Genomic DNA, 22,105 nt, shown 5'->3' with positions numbered 1-22,105 from the left:
CTTATGATTAGTGACGCATATTGAAAAACGGGACTGCTTCCCCCTTTGGAGCTTGCAGAGACGGGGAGAAAACCGTCTTTGCTCCGCTGGTCAAAGGCAGTTGCAATATATCCCGTACCTTTAAATTCTGAAAACCGAAACGGCTCTTTTAAGTTCCGTTACAACGTTGTTAAGTTCTTCTGCGGAATGGTTTATCTCTTCGAGGTCTTCGGTGTTCTTGTGGGATATGCTGTTTATGTTGGCTACCTTGTCCGTTATCTCTCCGGTAGAGCTTGACTGCTGTTCAGCCGCCGCAGCTATCTGAGTTATCATGTCTGAGGTCACTGTGGTATGTTCTGTTATGGTGCTGATGCTGTAGCCTATCACAGAGGCTATCTCTTTCCCTTGTGCAGATTTCTTTGTTGTTTCAGAGAAATTCTCAACGATACCCTGCATCTCGCCGCGCAGAGAGGCTATCATGCTGTCGATCTCCTTGGTGGAGCTTTGAGTTTTTTCCGCCAGCTTGCGCACTTCGTCCGCAACAACGGCAAACCCGCGCCCGTGTTCTCCCGCTCTTGCCGCCTCGATGGCTGCATTAAGTGCCAATAGGTTTGTCTGGTCGGCTATATCGTTGATAACACTGCTTATGGAACCTATCGCCTCCGCAGATGCTCTCAGGTTTTCTATGAACTGTTTATTCTGTTCAACGCTTTTGGATATCTCTTCTATCTGCTGCACGGTGATATCAACAGATTTTTTGCTTTCGTTGGTGATGTTCAGTGTATCGGAGGATTTGTGAGAGGTTTCCACAGCGTTTTCCGCTATCTGTCCTATGCTCTGGTTAAGTTCGTTCAGCGACAGCATAAGCATTTCGACTTCGTTTCCCTGCGATGAAATACCACCGGATATGTCACTGACACTGGTTTTTAGTCTTTCACCGGATTTTGTTATTATATCCACCTGCGACAGGATGTCGGAAAGTGCCGCACGCGTGGTATCTATGAAAAGGTTGAAATGATCGGCTATACGTCCGAACTCGTCCGTAGACGCCACATCCACCTTTGTTCTGAGATCCAGTCCGCCGCTGGACATATTTTCCAGCCTGTCTATTATCTTCTGCGCATTTTTTATGATGGGGTTCAGCAGCAGGATGAAAATGCAGGTGGAGAGTACGAAAAGGATGCCTCCGCGCCACAGTGCGCCGAAAATAGCGGAGTTAACCTCTGTCTTCAGAGCTTCCATGGAGTAGTCAACGCAGATTACCGCCGGATTTCCTCCTATTGTGCCGAGAGGCAGAAATACCGAGCGGAAAGTCCCCCATTCGTCCGTGTATTCGTCAAACTGTATCTTTCCGGTGCTGACAGCTTCGGAAATCTTGGGGCTTGCGTCCGTATATTCGCTCATATAGGGGCTGTAGTCGCCGGAGGCATATTCCTCCGGTGTTCCCGAATCCGAAGTGAAATAGAATTTTCCATCCTTTTCAATAACAGAGTAAAGATATTTGACGCCTATCTCCTCTGCCGGTTTGCCGAGAGTGAAAATAAGCTGTTTATATTCTTCCTCCGTGGGCTGACGTTTTGCTGTCTGTTCATGATATTCTCTGAGATATGGTGAAAGAGAATACGCCGCAGATATCAACGTTGAGTCAATTTTCTGATAAACAGCGTCTTTTTTTATTGATGCAGCATAAAATACATATATCGCAATGATAATGATATTTACTGCGATAACAACGCCGATTAGCTTGGTCCTGATGTTCATAAAAAACCCCCTGAGAAAGCGAATAATTACTGACATAAGTTTATCATATTGTTGACAGTTGAAAAAGGATGAAAATGGTAATTTGAACACTAAAAAGGCGCTTTACAAAAAAAAGGAGCAGGGTTGCCTGCTCCTTTTCATAAGATACTTCTTGTTGTTATCAGTCGAGAGCGGGTTTCAGCGTTGCGTCGGTGGGAGCGGGAAGTATCGGGTAAACAACCTTGGGCTGTTTGCCTGTTGCGGATTTAAGGAACGCTTCAACTTTAGCCATGTCTTCTTTAGACATTTTAGAGCCAAGCTGGGAAACGTTCATAACCTCGATAGCTTCCAGAAGGCTGTAAACCGCGCCGGAGTGGAAATAGGGAGCTGTCAGATCAATGTTTCTCAGAGAGGGTGATTTGAATGCAAATTCATCAGCCTCAGCGTGAGTAACCGCAACCCTTCCTTTGTCACCTTTCATGATGCTGTCTGAAGGTTTTTCAACAACGCCCATTGTGTAATAGTCGTCGCCGCCCATGTTAACACCTGAGTGGCAGCCTGCGCATCCGTTGTCCATGAAGAGTTTCAGACCTTCTTTTTCAACTTTTGTCAGAGCTTTTGCATCACCTTTCAGATATTTGTCAAATCTCGAATCGGGTGTGATAAGAGTTGCTTCAAAAACTTCTATAGCCTTAGCCATGTTGTCGAAAGTTACAGGATCCTTCTCGCCGGGGAAAGATTTTTTGAAAAGAGCAACGTATTCGGGCATACTGTTAAGAGTTTTAACAACGTTTGCGGGAGTGTTGTTCATTTCAACGCCGGCCTGAACGGGACCTTTAGCCTGTTCTGCAAGGTCTTTCGCACGTCCGTCCCAGAACTGTGCAACGTTGAAAACAGAGTTAAGCACTGTGGGAGCGTTTCTGGGACCCTGTTTCCAGCCGTGTCCGGTTGATGTAGGCTGGTAGTCCCCTCCGCCCATGCCAACGTTGTGGCAGGAGTTACAGCTTATGAAGCCGCTTTTTGAAAGTCTGGGATCAAAGAAAAGCATTTTACCGAGTTCAACTTTTTCCGGGGTTGCCGCGTTGCCTTTTATAGCAGGAGCCTTGGCAGGAATAGGTTTAAATGTGCCTTGTGCCTCTTTCATAAGTGCATCCGCTGCGTTCGCTGTTCCGAAGCTCAGAACGAGCGCGAAAAATGAAGCGAGAGTGAGTAAATCAGCCCATTTACCCATGGAAATAACTTTCATGTTCCACCTCTTAGATTAGTTGGTTTTTGCGATAAAAATTATCGTTAACAAATAATTCCACTTTATCTGGCTTTTGTCAAGCCGAATATTATTATCAAAAAATATAGTTTATAATTAACCGGATTTAAATATCTGATGTGATTTTATAAAACAGAGGCAGGGCCGTGTTAAAAAAAATTTACGGAAATGTTTGATGAGAAAGGATATGTGATTTGATATGTTTTTAAATAACGACCTGTTGTGTCCGGGAATAAAAAAGCGGCACCTGAGTGCCGCCCAGTTATTATTTAGATATAAGCATCTATAAGTTTTGAAATATCCTTCATCTCCACCGTACGGCTTATTTCAGGGTGGCGCGCCTCATAGGGTGCGCGTTCATACTGCGAATATACGCCGATGGACAGCTTTTCCTGATCGGCTGCCAGCGCCACAGCTTCGTCGTGGGAGGGCATTTTGTCCATCTTAACAACGCGCTCGTCGTAATATTCGTACTTGTACTGACCGCCGAACGTAACGCAGGGTTGGAAAACGTCGATGAGAGCGAATCCCTGATGGTTTATTCCCTGCATGATAAGGTCTGTAAGATGCTCGGACTCGCCGGAATAGCCCCTTGCAACGAAGGTTGCGCCAGCAGCCATAGCCATAATCAGCGGGTTTATGGTTGCGTCCACTACTCCGAAGGGGGTGGATTTTGTTATGGTGCCTTCCGGGGAGGTAGGAGCCGCCTGACCTGTGGTCAGTCCGTATACCTTGTTGTGGTGCACTATGTATGTGACGTTTATATTGCGTCTGATGGCGTGGATTAGATGCCCGACGCCCATACCGTATCCGTCGCCGTCGCCGCCGTTAACCAGAACGGTCATATCAGGGTTTGCCAGCTTGATACCAGTCGCGATGGGCATTGTTCTGCCGTGCAGCGTTTGCAGCGCATAGCTTCGGACGTAGTTTACCATTTTGCCTGAACAGCCGATTCCGGAGACCAGAGCCAGTTTATGCGGCTCTATCTCAAGGTTTGAGAGCGCTTTCTTAATGCTGTTCCAGATGGCGAAGTTGCCGCATCCTGGGCACCAGTTAGGAACTTTTCCGGTGTTATATTCAACGGGTTTCATTTGAGCGCCTCCCCGACGTATTCGATTACTTCTTCGGTGAAGAAAGGGCGTCCGTCGTATTTCAGAAAAGTCTTCTGAATGTATATGCCGGTATTCTCCGCGATAAGTGCGCGAAGCTGTGCTGTTCTGTTGTTTTCGAAAGCCACGAGGTTTCTGCCTTTGAAAAGCTCTGCCACTTTCTCCCACTCCAGCGGATGTACTGCCGGGAAATAGATGAAGTTAAACCTGTCGTCATATTTCATCGCCTCAAGCAGAACCTGTTTCATGGAACCGAAGCAGACGAAGGTCAGGGGTGCATCCTCTTTGCCTATGAGATACGGGTGGGGCATTTCAACCGCTACGAAAGGCTGCTTTTTAAAGCGTCTGTCAGTCTGATATACCCTGTTGTCGGCGGCATCCGTGACGAAACCTGTCTTGTCATGCTCGTTGCTGCCGGCGACGAAAAGACCGCCGGGTGTTCCGGGTATGCTCCTTGTGGGCACGCCGTTCTCCGTCTCTTCATATCGTTTGAAATGCTCGTATGGCTTTTCGGGATTTCCTTTGAAAATCAGTCCTCTGTCCATATTTCCGTAGTTCGTGTCCATGTCGTGCGCCATGAAGTGCGATTCGGAGAGGAATTTGTCCAGAAGTACGATGACGGGTATCTGATATTTTTCCGCGAGATTGAATGCGTCAATTGTGAATTTGTATGCCTCGTCGAGGTCCGCGGGGGAGTAGATGGCTCTCAGGAACTCACCCTGTGACGCATGGAGTGCGTATTGCAGGTCTGCCTGTTCCGTCCATGTGGGCATACCGGTTGCGGGTCCCGGACGCTGTGAAAGCGCCACAACCAGCGGTATCTCTGTGATAGCCGCCAGACCGAAGCCCTCGTTCATCAGTGCGAAACCGCCGCCTGACGTTCCCGTCATGGCTCTTGCGCCTGCGTGTGCCGCGCCGATAGCCATGAGGATGCCCGCGATTTCGTCCTCTGCGTGTTTAACCGTAACGTGGTAGTCCCGCGCCTCTTTTGCAAGATAGTGCAGAATAGATGATGCGGGGGTCATTGGATAGGTGCTGAAAAAGGACACTCCAGCGCGGATGGCGCCTATGGAAACGGCTTCGTTACCAGTCATTACGGGTGCCTTTTTGCAGGAGGCATTATCTGTCTTTTCCAGTTTTATCATAGGCTTACAGTGAGAAAAGCCTGCCTGCGCAGCGTCAACGTTGGGTTTTGATATCTTGCCGGGGTAGCTTGCCGCAACAACGGATGTCATAACCTCTTCCGGCAGACCGAGCGCCGCAACGGAAGCGCCCAGCGCTGCTGTGTTACGCATTATATCTTTGCCGCTGAGGTCTTCGACTATCTTTTTCAGCGGCACGTTGACCTTAATGCCTTTTATGCCGTCGGCTTTTTTCAGGTTGTCGAAATCGCCTATAACTACGGTGTCGTCGTCGAAGGTCTCCCTTTCGAAACATACGTCGTCAAGTGCGATGTAAAGGTCGATGCGTTTTTTCGGCGCGGTTACTGGTGTTTTACCGAAAACCATCTGATAGCTGTTGTATCCGCCGCGGATAAGCGAGGGGTATTCCAGATATCCGTGAATAAAATATCCGCAGTCTTTAAGTATTTTTGCGAATACGGGTCCGAGGGTGGTTATGCCGAATCCGGCCGGTCCGCCCACTTTCCAGACAAAAGTTTTTTCCATGTTCATTCCTCTGAACGGTACAGGTCGCCATCGCCGAAAACCAGCGCTTCAAACCTGAATATCGTTGTGTCTTTGTCTTTATAGGCATTCTGCGGCAGTCCCGCCTTAACGCAGGTTTGCTCCAGAAATGTTTCTCTGTCCCAGTAGTGTTCCTTTGCCACCTGCGGCAGAAGGACGCCTCTGCTGTAACCGTTGATTATGTAGATTCCGTCCCTGCCGACGGTGATGTCTTCCGCCGTGGCGGGAATCATTGGAGAGAGAACTGAAATTTCGATTTCGCACATGGCAAATTCGTCCCTTGAAACGGGACCGAAACGCGGATCTGCGAATGCTGCCTGACGTGCCATTTCTTTCACGTTATCTGCAATGGCGATGTCGTTGCGGAAATTGCCAATGCAGCCTCTGAGGCGCTTTCGCAGATGCAGAGTAACGAAACATCCGCTCTTAAAGTCCAGATCGGCGGGTGCGTCGCCGTTATCTGTGACGGAGCCGTAGAGCTTGTCCTTGATGCTGTTTCTCGCTGCTTTCAGGAGAAACAGTTTTCCTTCTCGGCTGATTTTAAAATCCATGTTTCACCGGAAAATAAAATATTGTTACCTTAATTAAAACGGCTTGGAAAAGATTTGTCAACTGCAAGAAACGATATTATCAGGCGAACATTACCGAACGCATGGATACGCTTGCATTCTGGAATATTTCACATGGAAAGCTGACCGTATCGTTCTTCTCTCTCAGCCCGCACGCCATCACGAAGGGGATGTAGTGGTCGCGGGTTGGAATTGCAAATTTGGCGCTTTCACCCAGCTTCATAGGGTCGCAAATCCTGTCGGCGTTAGCGCCCATAACTGCACCCTTTATCGCGCTGTCAAATTCCACGCCTCGGTAATTCGGTTCGGCATTTTCGTTGTTAAAGTCGGCGTTGCGCAGGTTGTGTACGATGTTTCCGCTGCCGATGAACAGAACACCGCTCTCCCGCAGCGGCTTCAGCTTTGCCGCCGTGTCGAATATTGTGCGGTAATCCGCTGTCATGTCACTGCTCATATAAAAAACGGGTATATCCGCTTCGGGGTACATGTGGTGAAGAACGCTCCATGCCGCATGGTCGTTTCCCCATGAACTGTCGCATTTTTCGCCTGTCAGCTCCGCCGCCTTTTTCGCATATGCTGGTGCTCCGGCAGGGTTATAGCTCACCCTGTAAAGCTCGTCGGGAAATCCGAAAAAGTCGTAGATCTGTTTTGCCCTGTCCCCGCAGTGGATTTTCAGTCCCTGCGTCTGCCAGTGGGCTGAAAAAACGCATATTGCCTTGGGTTTGGGAACGGTCTGCCCCAGCTTTTCAAGGCTAATTGTGAATTTATTCTTTTGTATGATGTTCATGGGTGAACCATGACCTATGAAAAGAACCGGAGTTTTCATTTTTTAAGCACCGCCACCAGCATAAAATCTTCTGCCATGTCAAATCCCGCGCCTTTGAATGTTCCCATGTATTCGATGAAACGGAACCCTGCCGCCATGCCGGCATCCAGAAGCTCACGCGGTGTAAGCGGATAAAGTGTGACAGTCGATGTTCTCGACTGTCTGCCGCCTTTCAGCACACCTTTGAAAGATATATGGTTTTTAATATATTCGTAATTCCTTCTGAAAACATAATGTTCAGTGCGTATTTCCGGGAGTGATGCAGGTTTGACAGTGAGTATCCTGTGATAGTTAAGGATCTGCACAACAGCAGTTCCCTGTGGTTTCAGAACGTCGTAAAACCCGCGGACAATGTTTTCCGCATGTGTGTAGTTGCGGCAGTGGGCAAGGGTGTTACCCATGCACGACACAACGTCGAAAACGGGTGAAAACGGCAGGTCGGTCATATCGCCCACAGCGGTATTCTCACGGAAATGCACCAGTTCCGGTACATATTCCAGTCCGTATGCCTTATAGCCGCTTCTGGTGTATCTTTTGACATATTGTCCGGTTGCGCTGCCCACATCGAGAATAAAACCTCCGGACGGCGCAAAACTCTTCACCAGTGAACCCGCATCGGCTGAATACGGGAAAATCTCATCGTAACCTTCCGACAGCATTCTGTAAAAATCCATGAATAAAAACCTCGGAAATAGTTTATAACAAAGTTATGGCACTATTTTCCGTCAGTTTCAATTGAGATGTGTCAAAAATTTAATTTCAGATGTCAATCATGGCGGAAAAGTTAATATCCACTGCAAAAACACCCTTTAAATCTCCGTTATCCCCCTTAACGGGTACGGAAACTGTGAAACAGAAGCTGCCTGATGCCGAAGAGCGATATATGTCGCTTGTATAAGTTTCCCCCGTGCGTGCCGGAACCCTGTACCAGTCGCGGGTTGACCAGTCGGAGCCGAGGGTTGTGCGGTCGTTGTCATGTTTGACGGATTTGTTCCACACGTTGGGAGAAACCTGTCTGCCGCGGCTGTCGGTAACATATGCCAGCTCTATGAAACTGTTGCGGGATATGAAACCGTTAAGGAACGATTCCAGAAAGCCGGAATCCATGGATTTAAGCTCCCTTGCGGCGGTTTCTGCCGTGTGCGCTGATCTTTCGTGAGCTTTGAGACGGAATCTGCCAACACCAAGAAGCAGTTCGTCGCAGCCTGAATTTATGGTGTGAACAATCTCCTCCAGTCTGCCCGCAAGGTCGGACTGCTCGTCCGCCTGAACAGCGATATGCTCAATGGAATCCGCTACACTGTGAACGGTTTCCTCCTGTTCTTTGCCGGAAAGGGCTATGGCTTTAAGTCTTTCGTCAAGCTGCTCTATGCTCATGGTGACGCTTTCCAGCAGCACCACCGCTTCGCTGCTTATCTCCGCGCTTTCGTCAACGGATTTCAGCACCTCGTTCACAGATCTGCCGGATGTCGTTATGCTGGATTTTATGCTGTTAAGGATTTTTTCCACACCGTTTGTCGCTTCCATGGATTGTTCCGCCAGCTTGCGCACCTCTGTGGCGACCACAGCGAAGCCTCTTCCCATTTCACCCGCCCTTGCTGCTTCGATGGAGGCGTTAAGGGAGAGCAGGTTTGTCTGGTCTGCTATTTTTTTAATCATCTCCATGATCGAACCGATGCTCTTGGAGTATTCCTCCATGGACTTCATCTGCGCCTGAAGCTCGTCCACCTTTTTTTTCACTTCCTGCATGGTGTCTGATGAGTTTTTGCTCTTTGTCATGGCCGCATCGGCGGACTTTATGATGCTTGCGGAAAACTCCGTTGCCTCCACGGTGCTGTTGGTGACACTTTCAACAGTTGCCGAGAGCTGCCTCGATGCCGCTGCTATCTGCATAACCTGTTCCGCCTGGGAAACAGAGCCGCTTTTAAGTGTTTTCGCCGCTGAATCCAGCACCGGTGCAGTTTTAGAAAGTTTTACGGATGCCGCAGAGATGTCGAACACTGACGATTGTATCTTTTCGAACAGCTTGTTCAGAAGACCGCCAGCTTCTGCGCACTGACCATTCTTAGAATCTTCAAATCTTGTGTTCAGATCGAGATTGCCTGAAATCATTTTTTCGAGCGATGATAATAATTTGTTAAATTTATTTACTGACGTTCCCCACATGTACGCCTCCTCATTCTGGTAGTTTTGCAATCGTTGTGCCAAAACAGGCGGGGAGTGTCATGTTTCTAACAATTTTCTGTATGCGCACATATACGGGCGTTTTAATCTTAAAAATAAAAGTTATTGTTTCATAATAATTAAATAGGTGTTCAAAAAATAAGCGGAGGGTGTTTATAATATGAACATTGATCATTTCCATTACGGATATCATTATCGGGAATAAATAATCTGTTCGACAAAAGTTAAAAAAGCACATGTCTATAATTTTTTTTAATGCAGATTTTCTCTGAATAAAACGTCTTTTCTCTCATACGCCTGCGGAAGATATTGAACATTCAGCCGTTTTAAGCTCATGTACATTCATAGTGAAAGCATTGGTCAATTTCATAAAGAGGTTATTAATTTAGAAAAAACTTTCGCTTGCAGAAATAGATACAGTCTTTATAATTCATATTGTAAAGCTATACAAGAATATCGGGGATACACCCGGCTATGAGGTTATGATGCACAGTCAAGCAATGTACTGCGTTGGAGACATTTTCAGGGTTTTTGACAGGGGACTGCAAAAAGAAAAGCTCGTTGTCCTTGCCAGATTCATCATTGAGAAGGAGCACTTCACTCTTCTGAGCCTTTCCACATTTGAGCGCTGGACAGACAGAGAGCTGGCTTATGTGAACCAGTTTGAAAAAACAAGACTTTCCAGAGAGGAGATACTCTACCTCTCCGGCGAGGATTCGCTGACATACGTCGGCAACATAAATATGATAGCTGCCGACCTTGCCGCCTTTATAAACGACAAGTTCACGATCACCAGAGCCGTCTGAAACTGATTTCACTGCCCGCCTGAGGGCATTGATATAACTTCTCTGCACCGCTCCGGATGATTCACTCCCGTCCGTGTTCCGGTGCAGAGCGGTTTTGTGCAGTGAAATGGTCTGCTATTTCTGAAGGGCATCCGAAAACGGTTTCAGCTCCTTCAAACTCCGACTTTTCACCGAATCCGTAAGATACCCCATATCCCTTTATCCCGTTCGCACGGGCACCGGATATGTCGTATATTCTGTCGCCTATCATAACCGTATGTGCAGAGTCAAGCCCCTCCGCCGAGATAAGATGCGCTATCAGTTCATTCTTCTCAACGTGGGTTCCGTCCAGACCGCTTCCGTATATCTTTCTGAAAAAGCCGCTCAGCCCGAAATGATCAACAATTTTTGCAGCAAATACTTCCGGTTTCGAAGTACAGACATAAAGCTCATACCCGCATGAGGATATACGCTCCAGCGCTTCGGTTATTCCTTCATACGGCTTGTTTTCAAACAGCCCAGCAGTTGAGAATCTTTCACGGTACAAGGCGACCGCAGCCAGTGCTTCGCCTTTGTCTGATGTGTTCAGAAGTTCCGCAAAACTCTGCCACAGAGGGGGACCGATGTATTTGATTAGCTGCTGTTTAGGCGGGCAGGGGACTTTCAGTTTTTCAAGCGCATAGGCTATGCAGCTTGTTATGCCCTCGGAAGGGTCGGTGAGGGTGCCGTCGAGATCAAATAGTATATTTTTTTTCATGAATCCTTTATACATGAGACCGCCGGATATTGGAACACGATAAAAATGAAACAAAGAAATGACTTGTTTTATTATTAGGCAGGTATATTATAGTTACAGGCGTAAGCCCTGAATTGAGCAGCAGGGTTTACGTTTTAATCTCACAGTCCCCTTATGTTGATGGCCGCCGGAGCAAGCGGCCATTCTCTTTATTCCGGCGTTTAGATGCGTCGCTCTGCTTCGTCAGTTCTCCCTCGAAACTTCTCGCATACTAATATGTATGTCCGCAGCCATCTTGGCCGTCTTCCTTGCATAGCTCGCATTCTCGCGAAGGCAAAAAGAAATATCCGTCTCTGCGAACCCATTCACTGGGTGAAGCAGTCTGTTTTTGAATGTCAGTCGAGAACTCTTATGATAATGGATTCTCTGCCGCCTTTGGCGTAATATATCTCGTCCGTAATACGGCGTGATATCTTGATGCCTTTGCCGTCGCTCTTTTCGCGGTCGTACATCCATGTTTTAAGAATATGCGGGTTAAAGCCTGTGCCCTCGTCCTCAATGCGTATCATGATTGCCTTTTTGTTCCAGAGTTTCTGGATGCCGATTGTGGTCTTTATCATTTTATCGGAATCGGCGGCGGCGATGAAGTCGTCGTAAACGCCCTGATTTATCATCATATATTTTTGTCTGTTGTCCAGTTCCAGAACGGAGTGTTCAAAGGAGTTCATGACCATTTCGGTAAATGCGAGAGTGAGCATATTCATCGTTTCAAAATCGCTCTGCATCTCTGTGAAACACTCTTCCGCCCATTCGATAGCTTTTCCCACGTTTTTCAGACAGGAACGAAATCTGAACTCCCGCGCATCCTCTATATTCTCGTCTATCTTGAGAATATGTATACAGGAGATATCGTCTTCCGGCGTTTCCATGAAGCTGCCGACGTATTTGTGGAAGTCGGTCTTCATGGCGCACACTTCGTATCCTTCCGTCACTTTGTCCACCATGGTTTCGCCCTCGTGGCTTTTACACTCGTAAAGTCCGTCGGTGATGGCCATTATACCCAGAACGTCCTTTATGTTGTATTCATCCGTGCGGAAGTCGGTCATATATTTCGTAAGCGGGGGGTTGTTGCATTTTATAGTTTCAACCTTGCCGTCTCTGTATTTCGCATAGACAGGTGGAGAGCTGAAACTTGCTATCTCCATCGTCTCCATAATAAAATTTATGCGCAGAAATGTGATGGAAAGTATCTCGTCGTCGAGAAGTATACCTCTGATATAGTTGTTGAATATCTGTACTGAGTTCTTCAGCGGACCTGTGATGACCTCCCGCTCCGTGTCTATGATGTGGTTCATATATGCGGAGGTCAGAATCGACGTTACCGATGCTGAGAGACCCTTTCCCATGGAATCCGCAAGGAAAATGAACAGCGAACCGTCGTCCAGTCTGCGTATGGAATATATATCGCCGCTGAGGATGTCCAGAGGTTTGTAAAAGATATTCAGATAAACGCTGTATTCGTCGCCGTAAGTGTTTTTCAGTCCGAATTTTTCAAGGAAAAGATCGTTCTGTATCAGACTCAGCTCTTTTTTAAAAGCGTTAAGCTCTTGCTGGGAATGGTATTTTTCCTGATATTTAAGAAGTTCGAGTTCCTGTTTTAGGTTCTTTTCCTGCAGTCTCTGGTTAACGAAGGACTGCATGGATTTTTCTATAGCCTGATTCAGTTTTTTTGTGTCTATAGGTTTGGAAAGAAACTGGGTTACGTTGTTGTTTATGGCTTCGACAAGGGCGTCTTTTTCCGTATAAGCCGTAACGAGGATAATCGGTACGTCCGGATTGGACTTGCGTATCTCTTTTATCATATCGATACCGTCCATGAAACCCATTCTGTTGTCGGTTATCACAAGATCAGGCTGGTATGCGAGGAACATTTCAAGTCCCTCTGTACCGTCGGAAGCCTTTAAGACGGATTTGAACTTTCGCGCAAGTTTTGCTCCGAGATATTCGAGAGCAAGGGGTTCATCGTCAACGCAGAGAACCACCAGTTCCCGCATAAGGTCGTTCATAATGTTTATTTCGTTCATAAATATCCGTCGGGCTGACAATTTTATTTTGATGAATTTCTGTCAGTTTCAGTTTATAATAACAAAGAGAAAAAATCAAAATAAAATGGTTCTCAGTTTTTCAGGGGCAGAGTATGCACATAGATTTTCCAAACAAAAACACAATGCTGCTGAGCGGCGAGGTCAAGACCATCGAGAACTACACCGATATTAAAAATGCTGTGCTTAGCTTCATCGCCACAGGCGAGAAGGTGCTTATTATAGAGATAACCGATTCCATGACAATCACGTCAGCCATAATCGGCTTTTTTACAAAGATAATCCACAGAGACGGCATAAACCTGTCGCTTCTGGTGCATGACAACAGGCTTTACAGTCTGCTTGAGGATCTGAACCTGATAAAACTGTTCAATGTGCGCAACACAGACGGTCTGTAAACCGGGGATTCTCATTTTGTTATTGTTATTGGCGCTGTTATAGGCTAAACCGGGGTGATATGAAAAGCAGGAACGTTATTATCGTGGAGGCGAAATCCGGCTCCACAGGAACACTTGAGAACGCCCTGAAAGGGCTTATGTACGCCGTTAAAACAGTTAATTTCAGAACGGACGATCTCAATGCCGCTGTGAAATCATACATGCCGGATATTCTCATTGTCGATATGACTGTTAATGCGGACAAGAATATAATCGCCAAAGCATCTCTGGTTCAGGCGGAGTTCGGTGTACCTGTTATCTATTACACCGAAGCGATAAACAGCCGCACGCTGTATCAGACCATGAAAACCAATCACTACGGCTATATATATGCCCCCATAGACGAATCCACTCTGCAGACCACCATAGAGCTTGCACTGCATAAGTTCAAGAATGACACCTCTGTTAAAGAGAGCGAGCTTAAATACCGGGAACTATTCAATAATATGTCCAGCGGCGTTGCAATTTACGATCTGATAGAGTTCGGCAGCAAATATATCTTCACTGATGTCAATAACACTGCCTGTACCCTTTTGAAAAGGGAGAGAACCGATCTCGTGTCAAGACCCATAACAGCAATCTACAAAAACGCCCTGAAATACGGCTTTCTTGAGTCGATAAATCAGGTGCAGCAGACCGGACAGCCCCTTAAAGCCGACAAAATGTTCTATGAAGACGATATGATCCGCGGCTGGTTCAACAGCTATCTGTACAGGCTTCCCTCCGGCAGCATCGTCCACATCTTCCACGACATAACGGAGAAGATGGAAGCTGAAAAACAGTTGATGGACAAGCAGAAAGAGCTTGAAACGGTTAACCTTGAGCTTGCGAAGGCAGTTGTTGAGGAAACGGACAAACGGAAGAAGAATGAGCAGATAATTTTCGAACAGTCACGCTTTCTCGCAATGGGACAGATGATAAGCGCCATTGCTCATCAATGGAGGCAGCCCCTTTCTGCTCTGGGTATAAATATCGAAGACCTTGAGGATGCGTACAACGCGGGCGAACTGGACGAGGCGTACATAAAGGATCTTACAAAAGATTCCATGGCGCTCATAAAGACCATTTCAAAGACAATGGATGATCTCAGCAGCTTTTTCCGTTCCGGTCAGGACGAAGAGAATTTTTCAATGTTCAGGATGCTTGCTGAGGTTATTTCACTGCAAAGCGCTCGGATGAAGAACAGCAATGTGGCAATAAATTTCTGTTGTTTCGCAGCGGAAAGAACTCTTCATGCGGACGAGACCAACATTCAGCAGGCTCTCGAAAATAACGATTTTATCCGCTTGAAAGGCGTTCCGGCGGAGTTTAAACAGGTTGTCATTAACATAATCAACAACGCGGTTGATGCTATTATAGAAAAGAACTCCAACGACGGCAGAATATCAATCAAGGTGGAAGAGGCGGGCGATACGCTGAATATCTATATAACCGACAACGGATGCGGAATAAACAGCGACATTGCGGAAAAGATGTTCGACCCTTATTTTACGACGAAAACAGGCGGATCCGGTATCGGTCTGTATATGTCGAAAGTTATCGTGGAACAACATATGAACGGCAGACTTACGGCCGCATCAATGCCTGTCGGCACCGTTATGACCGTAAGCCTGCCGTATCAGAAATCTTAGGCGGTGAGCTCTTCAAGAACCCTGAGTATCTCAGGCAGAAGCTGTTTCTTTCTGGAAAGCACGCCTGGCAGGAAAAATCTTTTTGCCGCCGTGGGCTTGTATGCGAGCAGTTTTTCCGCCGCCTCGTGACCGCTGGTCAGAAGCACGGATTCCTCTTTTATTATGTCCGTAACAAGGAGCATACACCAGTTAAGCCCCTTTTCATTTTTAACTTCGTCGATAACTTTGAAGAGAGCGTCCTGAGTGTCGCCAAGTTCTTCAAGGTTTACCACCTCCACCTGACCTATTCCAACGGACATTTCGTATTCGTTGAACACTTTGAAATCCGTTCCGAGGATATCTCTGGGTTCTCTGGATTTCAGACTGTCGGTGGATGAGAACATCTCCACTCCGTAGGACATGTATTCAAGCTCCGCCAGTTCCGCAAGCTCTCTGACAGCCTGTTCATCCTGCGGTGTTGTAGTTGGTGATTTCAGGATAACCGTATCCGAAAGTATACCGGAAAGCAGTATGGAAGCGGTGAGCCTGTCAGGTGCTTCGCCGTTGATTTTAAAGAGCTGATAGACCAGTGTGCAGGTGCTGCCCACCGGTTTTGCGAAAAAGTGAATGGGGGTTTTAGTTTTTATCGTACCGAGTCTGTGGTGGTCTATGATTTCAACTATGCGTGCCGATTCTGCTCCGTCAACAGCCTGCGAAAGCTCGTTGTGATCCATAAGGATAAGCTCTTTCTGGGCTTTTTTGATGATATCGGAGCGGGTGAGTATGCCTGTCAGTCTTCCGTCGTTTGTGACAGGAAGACCTTTGTGGTCAACGCTCATGAGGGTTGTGCTGGCCGCTTCCAGGTAATCTTCGGCGGAAAGTTCAGGTATGTCGGTGGTCATGAACGCCTTTGCCGGTATACTTAGCTGGAGGTTGCGGAGTGTTTCCGCTGTGTCCAGTTCTGAAACGTATACCCAGCCTTTGAAGTCAGTAAAATCGAAATCTATGTCCTGTTCTCCGCGCATCCCTGTGAGGACGATTGCGGGGAGCTGGTTTTCCACTGCATATTCAACTATGTCGCGGCGTTTGCCTACTATCAGAACGGTACGTTCCTTGTCAACGGATTCCATGCGCTCCACAAAGCGGTCATATGGCATTGCTCCCACCATAAAGCCTGCTGTGAACTCCTCTCTTTCGCCTCGGATGTGTGTGTAGCCTTTGACTGATTTTTCAAAATTCGAACCGCGGAAAAGGTATTCAGGGCGTTTTGACGGATCTTCCGGAGTGAAGAAATGCGCTATTTCGAGGATGCTTATCACTCCGCAGAGTTTTACCCCGCCTGTTGTCACAGGGGTAATGCGTATCTTGAGTTCCTCGATATTGCGCAGAACTCCCTTTATGGGGTCGTTTTCATCTATGGCTATGACCTTGTGGGTCATAACGTCTTTAACTTTCGGGTAGACGTCGCTGATGAATTTCGGCACGTCTGCGCCGAAACGTTCGAAGATGAACCTTGTCTGTTTGTTTATGTTGCCGCATCTGGCCGGAGTATATCTGTTGCCGTCGTTCATGCGGTTTTTAAGCTGTGCATAGGCGTATGCAGAGCAGACGGAGTCGCTGTCGGGGTTTTTGTGTCCTACGATGATTACTTCTGACATATTGACCTCATGGCGGATAGGATACCGGATTGGTGTGATTTTATAAGATGAACGGCGCAGGATGTCAAGGGGTCGGGTTCAACTAAATAGTATTTATCGCATGTTTCAGCAGCAGATTGATGCGGGTGTCAGCCTTTGTGTCCGAACCGAGATCAATGAAAGCTGTTTTTGTTTTTGATTTTTTCGCCTCTTTTTTCAAAAGCGCAAGGGTGTTGCTGAGGTCGTCGGATGTGTAGTCCCTTTTTCCTTCGGGCAGCCTGATTATGGCGGCGCTGACGGAGAGCAGCGGGAAGAGTTTTTCGATGCCGTCCCTGTCCTTCGCGCTGTAGCATTTTGCTTCAACCTCGTTGGGATCATAAAATGAAGCGGCTGTGTCTGTAAAGTCATAAATTACTTTGTTTATAACCGCCATGACGTTTATACCGCTTTCAGGGTTGCTGCTGCTGAACGAGACACCGCAGAAGAAATCGTCGCCCCCTATGTGTCCTATGAATGTGTTTGCCTCGGTTATCCTTTCGCGCATTATCTCCGTGAACATCATGATAGCGCGGTCGCCCTGGCGGAATCCGAAGCGGTCGTTGAACGGCTTGAAGTTGTCGAAGTCAAAATATATGAAGACGTAGGAACTGTCCTCGTCCTTGTATGCTTTGTTCAGATAGTTGTTGATAAGGCTGTTGCCGGGCAGTTTTGTGAGAGGGTTCATGTCGCGCGCAAAGGCAAGATTCTTTTCGTTAAGAGTGTTAAGCAGTGATTGAGCTGTCATAAAACCATGATATTTAAGGTCTTTTGTGATGATTATGCCTTCAGATTCGGGGTTAGCAACATATATCTCAAGCATCTGCTCAAGCGGAATGGTTATCTCTATTATTGGGCATTTCTTCATGAATTTTTTTATGGAGGGGGTGTGGCTGCGGTTAAAGAGCAGTTCTTTGCCGTATGGTTTGTAAAGGTATTGTTTAAGGTTGTTTTCGCTGATTATCCCCACCGGGATGTTGTTAGCGTCAACGACCGGTACGAAGCTGAGGTCGGGCTTTGCGCTTATCTTTTGCAGAAGCTCCTCAACGGAACCATTGACGTCTATGGGGTCTATGTAGACCATTTCGTTGCTGACAAGGTGCGCATCCTGAGTGTTCATCCGTCTGTTGTTTGCAAAAAGCGATTCGACGTGCCCGAAAACAGGCAGCATGTCTGATGTTTCCAGCGAGGGGCGGGCGACGAAATAGCCCTGTATCAGGTCAACGCCCATGTCGCGGCAGGAGAGAAACTCCCGCTCGGTCTCTATGCCTTCGGCTATGATGCTGATTCCGAAAAAGTGTGCAAGGTTTATTATATGTGTGCAGAACTTACGCTTGCGAACATCCTTGTGGATGTCGGAGACAAGGAAGCGGTCCAGCTTTATGTAGTCCGGCTCACTGAAATAGAACAGTTCAAAATTTGCGAATCCGGAACCGAAATCGTCTATGGCTATGCGGCAGCCGGAGGTCTTTGCACTGTTCAGCAGGCAGTTCATGTTCTTGTCGTTCATCTTGTGACGTTCGCTTATCTCGAAGCAGAAGACGCCGGGGTCAAGTCCTATGTCCTGCATTATGCGTCCGGACATTCCGGGCTGATAGTCGCACATGTCAGTGATGCGCACGTCGAAATTATAGAAGAGCTTTATCTTTTTGTGGTGTGGTATTTTGGTGAATTTTTCGACTGCCTTGCGCCTCAGTTCAAGATCCAGCGGGAGAAGTATTCCGTCTTCAAACGCCGCGTCGAAAAGGTCGAAGATACTGCTGAATCCGGCTTTGTCCCATCCTCGCAGAAGCGCCTCAACGGCAAAAAGCCGCCCGCTCAGCGGGTTTATTATGGGCTGAAAAGCATGTTCAAGATGAATAAGTCTTTTCTGCCATGCAAGGGGCAGTTCCATTGTTTTTAACATACCACTCTAAATAGTAGGTATATGTCATAAAATTGTCAGGCAATATTAAATAAATTATAAAAACAGATGTTTAAGCGTTTCCGCCCTGTAATTGAAAATGTCGTCCAGCTTCCGCGCGACGTACCGGCCCATAAGCGGCTGTGCTGCAGCAGAGAAAGGCAGGATATAGTGTACCGTATCCGTCATGAGCACTCCTCCGTCGGTCTCTTTGAAATGGTGCTCGTGGTGCCAGAGGGCATAAGGTCCCTTCCGCTGTTCGTCCACAAAGAAAAACGGCTCTTTAACATGGGTTATTTCAGTTACCCACCAAACCGGCAGTCCGGCGAAAGGGTGAACCTTATACTGTACCATCATCCCTTCATACATTCTGTCCGGAACTTCTGACATTACTCTGAAATCAAGCCACGGCGGGGTGATGTCCGCCAGATTCATCGGGGATGAGAAAAAATCCCATGCCATTTCAATGGATATGTTCAGTTTTTGCGTTCTTTGCAGTTTCTGTGCTTTCAATTTAATACCTTTTTTCCTTAAACTTATTTAATTTATTTGCGTCTGAGAATAATAAGAGTAAAATTATACATGGTTGATTAAAAAACAAGGAGACGAATGATGAACAGAGAGCAATTCAGAAGTCATTTTGAATTTGGCGGTCAGATTTACGCCTATTACGACCTGAAAAAAGTGCGCGACGCAGGAATTGCGGATATACAGAAACTGCCCTTTTCCATCAGAGTGTTGCTTGAAAACCTTGTGAGAAATTTCGACGGAAGGATTGTTAAGGAGGACGCCGTTAAGGAACTTGGAAAGTGGAAAAAGTCCTATGCGGTTCCTTATGAAATACCATATCACCCTGCAAGGGTTATTATGCAGGACTACACGGGCGTTCCCGGCGTTGTTGACCTTGCCGCGATGCGTGATGCTCTTGTTGAAAAGGGAAAAGACGCTTCTTTCATTAATCCCCTTGTGCCCGTTGACCTTATTGTTGACCACTCAGTTCAGGTGGACTATTACGGGACGCCTGATTCGCTGGATAAGAACGTTGTAAAAGAATATGAACGCAACGGCGAACGCTACGCATTCCTTAAATGGGCTCAGGCGAGCTTTAACAACATGCGCATAGTCCCCCCGAAATCCGGTATCTGCCATCAGGTTAACCTTGAATACCTCGGTCAGGTAGTTCTGAAAGGTGACGTACACGGCGAAAAAACAGCCTTCTGCGATACCCTCGTGGGTACGGACTCCCATACCACCATGATAAACGCCATCGGAGTTCTGGGCTGGGGTGTGGGCGGTATTGAGGCGGAAGCGGTTATGCTTGGTCAGCCGTACTATATGCCTATTCCTGAGGTTATCGGTCTGCGACTCACAGGCAAAATAGCCGAAGGCATCACAGGTACGGACGTGGTGCTCTCCATCACGGAGCTTCTGCGCAAGGCTAAGGTTGTTGAAAAATTCGTGGAAGTGTTCGGACCCGGACTGAAATCACTCACTCTGCCCGACAGAGCCACTATATCCAACATGTCCCCTGAGTTCGGTTCCACAATGGGCTTTTTTGCTGTTGACGACGAAACGCTGCGATATCTGCGCAATACGAACAGAAGCGACGTAGCGGACTTTGTTGAAAACTATACAAAAGCTAACCTGCTGTTCAACGACTATTCACAGGAGCCTGAATATACACAGGTGCTTGAACTTGACCTCTCCACAGTCAAAAAGTGCATAGCAGGTCCCAAAAAACCCCACCAGCACGTTCCGCTGGACTCTGTTAAGGCGACTGTTGCCAACGAGGTTGCGGCTCCCAGAACATTTGATGTTGAAATGGACGGCAAAAAATTCACTCTCAGAGAGAGCGATGTGGTCATAGCCGCCATCACCTCCTGCACAAACACATCAAACCCCTATGTAATGATTGGTGCCGGACTGGTTGCTAAAAAAGCGGTTGAGCTGGGTCTCACCGTTAAGCCTTATGTGAAGACCAGTCTTGCTCCCGGTTCTCAGGTTGTTACAGACTATCTGCGCGAGGCTGGTGTTGATGTGTATTTCAATCAGCTAGGCTTTAACCTTGCTGCATACGGCTGCACAACCTGTATCGGGAACGCGGGACCCCTGAAACCCGAACTTGAAAAAGTTATAAAAGAGAACAAGCTCAACGTTGCGTCGGTGCTTTCCGGCAACAGAAACTTTGAGGCGAGGATACACCCTCTCGTTCGTCAGAACTATCTTGCGTCGCCCATGCTCGTTGTAGTTTATGCACTTGCGGGCACGATGGACATTGACCTTTACAAAGATCCCATCGGTAAGTCAAAAGACGGTAAAGACGTTTATATGAAAGATGTTTTCCCGTCAAACGACGAAGTGTGGGCGCTGGTCAGCAAGTGTGTCAGCAACGATCAGTATAAAAGACGCTACAGCGAGATACTGGACGGCGACGAGAACTGGCGTGCTCTTCCCTCTGTCAAGGGCAGCATATACGATTGGGACTCAAAATCAACATACATCAGAAGACCACCGTTCTTCGAAAATTTCAGCCTGACACCAGTCGCACCATGCGACATCAAGGGTGCGAAACCCCTCTGTATGCTTGGCGACACCATAACAACCGACCACATATCACCCGCAGGAACAATTCCGGTTGACTACCCAGCAGGCAGATATCTGCAGGAGAACGGCGTTAAACCAGCAGATTTCAACTCATACGGTTCCCGACGCGGTAACCACGAGGTCATGATGCGCGGAACGCTGGCAAACGTGCGCATTGCGAACAAACTTGCGGAACCGAAAGAGGGCGGTCTCACACGGCATATGCCCGACGGCGAAGAGATGTATATCTATGACGCCGCAATGAAATATATTGCGGAGGGCGTTCCGACAATAATCCTCGGCGGAAAAGAATACGGTTCCGGCTCATCACGCGACTGGGCTGCCAAGGGTACCGTTCTTCTTGGGGTGAAAGCCGTTATTGCGGAGAGTTTCGAGCGTATCCACAGAAGCAACCTCGCTGGAATGGGTGTTCTGCCGCTGGTGTTTACAAACGGCGACGGCTGGAAAACACTCGGTCTGGACGGAACTGAAACCTTCGACATCACAGGTGTTGACAGGGTTACGCCAAGATGCACCATGAGCGTCACAGCGACGAAACCCGACGGCAAACAGATTAAATTCGACGCTATGTGCCGTCTGGATACGGAGATAGAGATAGAATACTTTAAGCATGGCGGCATATTGCCCTATGTTTTAAGGAATATGGCTAAGTAAGCGGGGCGGGGTTTTTACCCCGCCTTTTCTTTTTGGCGCTTATATGCGTCGCATTACGGCGTCAGCCACTCCTCGGGTCTGCTCACATACTTCGTATGTATGCTCGCAGCCTTCTCGGAGAGCCTTCCTTGTACTGCTCGCATCTAAGCGCCAACTGTCAATTGCAGTGTCGCATTACGGCGTCAGCCACTCCTCGGAACTGCTTTCCCTTTTTTCTGCTCCAGGAATCTCCATACCTTTTTTGT

At 47.5% G+C, this 22,105-nt stretch carries 17 protein-coding genes; 4 read left to right on the top strand and 13 right to left on the bottom strand.

The features are described from left to right. Positions 1–120 precede the first annotated feature (120 nt). From Q7P67_RS06760 to Q7P67_RS06725, 8 genes are all read right to left on the bottom strand, one after another. Entirely contained in the window at positions 121–1,740 is a 1,620-nt protein-coding gene (locus Q7P67_RS06760) for a methyl-accepting chemotaxis protein (protein WP_303851191.1), read from the bottom strand. Positions 1,741–1,900: 160 nt separating this feature from the next. Continuing rightward, positions 1,901–2,965, bottom strand: a complete 1,065-nt coding sequence (locus Q7P67_RS06755) for a cytochrome-c peroxidase (RefSeq protein ID WP_303851190.1) — start codon at positions 2,963–2,965, stop codon at positions 1,901–1,903. A gap of 287 nt (positions 2,966–3,252) precedes the next feature. Continuing rightward, positions 3,253–4,074, bottom strand: a complete 822-nt coding sequence (locus Q7P67_RS06750; RefSeq protein ID WP_303851189.1) for a thiamine pyrophosphate-dependent enzyme — start codon at positions 4,072–4,074, stop codon at positions 3,253–3,255. Next, the gene (locus Q7P67_RS06745) at positions 4,071–5,759 is read right to left on the bottom strand and encodes a 2-oxoacid:acceptor oxidoreductase subunit alpha (protein WP_303851188.1); all 1,689 of its coding nucleotides are present in this window, start codon (positions 5,757–5,759) and stop codon (positions 4,071–4,073) included. Before Q7P67_RS06745 ends, Q7P67_RS06750 begins: the two co-directional genes overlap by 4 nt. Before the next feature lie 2 nt (positions 5,760–5,761). Then, positions 5,762–6,328, bottom strand: a complete 567-nt coding sequence (gene amrA / locus Q7P67_RS06740; protein WP_303851187.1) for an AmmeMemoRadiSam system protein A — start codon at positions 6,326–6,328, stop codon at positions 5,762–5,764. A 79-nt stretch (positions 6,329–6,407) separates the two neighbouring features. Further along, positions 6,408–7,172: a dioxygenase gene (locus Q7P67_RS06735; protein ID WP_303851185.1), complete on the bottom strand. Its 765-nt coding sequence runs from the start codon at positions 7,170–7,172 to the stop codon at positions 6,408–6,410. Continuing rightward, entirely contained in the window at positions 7,169–7,846 is a 678-nt protein-coding gene (locus Q7P67_RS06730; RefSeq protein WP_303851184.1) for a bifunctional 2-polyprenyl-6-hydroxyphenol methylase/3-demethylubiquinol 3-O-methyltransferase UbiG, read from the bottom strand. The genes Q7P67_RS06735 and Q7P67_RS06730 overlap by 4 nt, the downstream gene beginning before the upstream one ends. A gap of 85 nt (positions 7,847–7,931) precedes the next feature. Beyond that, the gene (locus Q7P67_RS06725; RefSeq protein ID WP_303851183.1) at positions 7,932–9,284 is read right to left on the bottom strand and encodes a methyl-accepting chemotaxis protein; all 1,353 of its coding nucleotides are present in this window, start codon (positions 9,282–9,284) and stop codon (positions 7,932–7,934) included. Between the two features lie 572 nt (positions 9,285–9,856). On the opposite strand from Q7P67_RS06725, the gene Q7P67_RS06720 reads away from it, so the two are divergent. Continuing rightward, positions 9,857–10,162, top strand: coding sequence for a hypothetical protein (locus Q7P67_RS06720; RefSeq protein ID WP_303851182.1), 306 nt, complete (start codon positions 9,857–9,859; stop codon positions 10,160–10,162). 61 nt (positions 10,163–10,223) lie between these two features. Here Q7P67_RS06720 and Q7P67_RS06715 read toward each other — a convergent pair whose 3' ends face one another. Both Q7P67_RS06715 and Q7P67_RS06710 read right to left on the bottom strand, forming a co-directional pair. Next, positions 10,224–10,898, bottom strand: coding sequence for an HAD hydrolase-like protein (locus Q7P67_RS06715; protein ID WP_303851181.1), 675 nt, complete (start codon positions 10,896–10,898; stop codon positions 10,224–10,226). Between the two features lie 374 nt (positions 10,899–11,272). Continuing rightward, positions 11,273–12,961 carry a response regulator gene (locus tag Q7P67_RS06710; RefSeq protein WP_303851180.1) on the bottom strand — a complete coding sequence of 563 codons (1,689 nt, stop codon included), beginning with the start codon at positions 12,959–12,961 and terminating at the stop codon, positions 11,273–11,275. A 113-nt stretch (positions 12,962–13,074) separates the two neighbouring features. On the opposite strand from Q7P67_RS06710, the gene Q7P67_RS06705 reads away from it, so the two are divergent. Together Q7P67_RS06705 and Q7P67_RS06700 are read left to right on the top strand one after the other, a co-directional pair. After that, positions 13,075–13,377 (top strand): hypothetical protein, encoded by a 303-nt coding sequence (locus Q7P67_RS06705; protein ID WP_303851179.1) that lies wholly within the window; start codon positions 13,075–13,077, stop codon positions 13,375–13,377. Between the two features lie 59 nt (positions 13,378–13,436). After that, positions 13,437–15,047, top strand: coding sequence for an ATP-binding protein (locus Q7P67_RS06700; protein ID WP_303851178.1), 1,611 nt, complete (start codon positions 13,437–13,439; stop codon positions 15,045–15,047). Here Q7P67_RS06700 and Q7P67_RS06695 read toward each other — a convergent pair. The 3 genes from Q7P67_RS06695 to Q7P67_RS06685 all read right to left on the bottom strand — a co-directional run bounded on the left by Q7P67_RS06695 (position 15,044) and on the right by Q7P67_RS06685 (position 19,115). Further along, positions 15,044–16,684, bottom strand: a complete 1,641-nt coding sequence (locus tag Q7P67_RS06695; protein ID WP_303851177.1) for a putative manganese-dependent inorganic diphosphatase — start codon at positions 16,682–16,684, stop codon at positions 15,044–15,046. The genes Q7P67_RS06700 and Q7P67_RS06695 overlap by 4 nt on opposite strands. An 82-nt stretch (positions 16,685–16,766) precedes the next feature. Then, complete coding sequence (locus Q7P67_RS06690) at positions 16,767–18,605, bottom strand: GGDEF domain-containing protein (RefSeq protein ID WP_303851176.1); 1,839 nt, start codon at positions 18,603–18,605, stop codon at positions 16,767–16,769. A 54-nt stretch (positions 18,606–18,659) separates the two neighbouring features. Next, positions 18,660–19,115 carry an SRPBCC family protein gene (locus tag Q7P67_RS06685; RefSeq protein WP_303851175.1) on the bottom strand — a complete coding sequence of 152 codons (456 nt, stop codon included), beginning with the start codon at positions 19,113–19,115 and terminating at the stop codon, positions 18,660–18,662. 99 nt (positions 19,116–19,214) lie between these two features. Here Q7P67_RS06685 and acnA point away from each other — a divergent pair, with 99 nt between their 5' ends. After that, positions 19,215–21,860 (top strand): aconitate hydratase AcnA, encoded by a 2,646-nt coding sequence (gene acnA / locus Q7P67_RS06680; protein WP_369696010.1) that lies wholly within the window; start codon positions 19,215–19,217, stop codon positions 21,858–21,860. Positions 21,861–22,105: the final 245 nt, after the last annotated feature.

The sequence above is a fragment of the Seleniivibrio woodruffii genome (assembly GCF_029267515.1).
GTDB lineage: Bacteria > Chrysiogenota > Deferribacteres > Deferribacterales > Geovibrionaceae > Seleniivibrio > Seleniivibrio woodruffii_A.
This window is presented reverse-complemented; position numbering and strand designations above follow the sequence as displayed.

Excerpts from the sequence above, each read along its gene's own strand:
- Q7P67_RS06690 (WP_303851176.1), bottom strand. The coding sequence starts at position 18,605 with ATGTTAAAAACAATGGAACTGCCCCTTGCATGGCAGAAAAGACTTATT.
- Q7P67_RS06705 (WP_303851179.1), top strand. The coding sequence starts at position 13,075 with ATGCACATAGATTTTCCAAACAAAAACACAATGCTGCTGAGCGGCGAG.
- Q7P67_RS06710 (WP_303851180.1), bottom strand. The coding sequence starts at position 12,961 with ATGAACGAAATAAACATTATGAACGACCTTATGCGGGAACTGGTGGTT.
- Q7P67_RS06725 (WP_303851183.1), bottom strand. The coding sequence starts at position 9,284 with ATGATTTCAGGCAATCTCGATCTGAACACAAGATTTGAAGATTCTAAG.
- Q7P67_RS06715 (WP_303851181.1), bottom strand. The coding sequence starts at position 10,898 with ATGAAAAAAAATATACTATTTGATCTCGACGGCACCCTCACCGACCCT.
- Q7P67_RS06700 (WP_303851178.1), top strand. The coding sequence starts at position 13,437 with ATGAAAAGCAGGAACGTTATTATCGTGGAGGCGAAATCCGGCTCCACA.
- Q7P67_RS06735 (WP_303851185.1), bottom strand. The coding sequence starts at position 7,172 with ATGAAAACTCCGGTTCTTTTCATAGGTCATGGTTCACCCATGAACATC.
- Q7P67_RS06760 (WP_303851191.1), bottom strand. The coding sequence starts at position 1,740 with ATGAACATCAGGACCAAGCTAATCGGCGTTGTTATCGCAGTAAATATC.
- amrA (WP_303851187.1), bottom strand. The coding sequence starts at position 6,328 with ATGGATTTTAAAATCAGCCGAGAAGGAAAACTGTTTCTCCTGAAAGCA.
- Q7P67_RS06730 (WP_303851184.1), bottom strand. The coding sequence starts at position 7,846 with ATGGATTTTTACAGAATGCTGTCGGAAGGTTACGATGAGATTTTCCCG.
- Q7P67_RS06695 (WP_303851177.1), bottom strand. The coding sequence starts at position 16,684 with ATGTCAGAAGTAATCATCGTAGGACACAAAAACCCCGACAGCGACTCC.
- Q7P67_RS06755 (WP_303851190.1), bottom strand. The coding sequence starts at position 2,965 with ATGAAAGTTATTTCCATGGGTAAATGGGCTGATTTACTCACTCTCGCT.
- Q7P67_RS06720 (WP_303851182.1), top strand. The coding sequence starts at position 9,857 with ATGTACTGCGTTGGAGACATTTTCAGGGTTTTTGACAGGGGACTGCAA.
- Q7P67_RS06745 (WP_303851188.1), bottom strand. The coding sequence starts at position 5,759 with ATGGAAAAAACTTTTGTCTGGAAAGTGGGCGGACCGGCCGGATTCGGC.
- acnA (WP_369696010.1), top strand. The coding sequence starts at position 19,215 with ATGAACAGAGAGCAATTCAGAAGTCATTTTGAATTTGGCGGTCAGATT.
- Q7P67_RS06750 (WP_303851189.1), bottom strand. The coding sequence starts at position 4,074 with ATGAAACCCGTTGAATATAACACCGGAAAAGTTCCTAACTGGTGCCCA.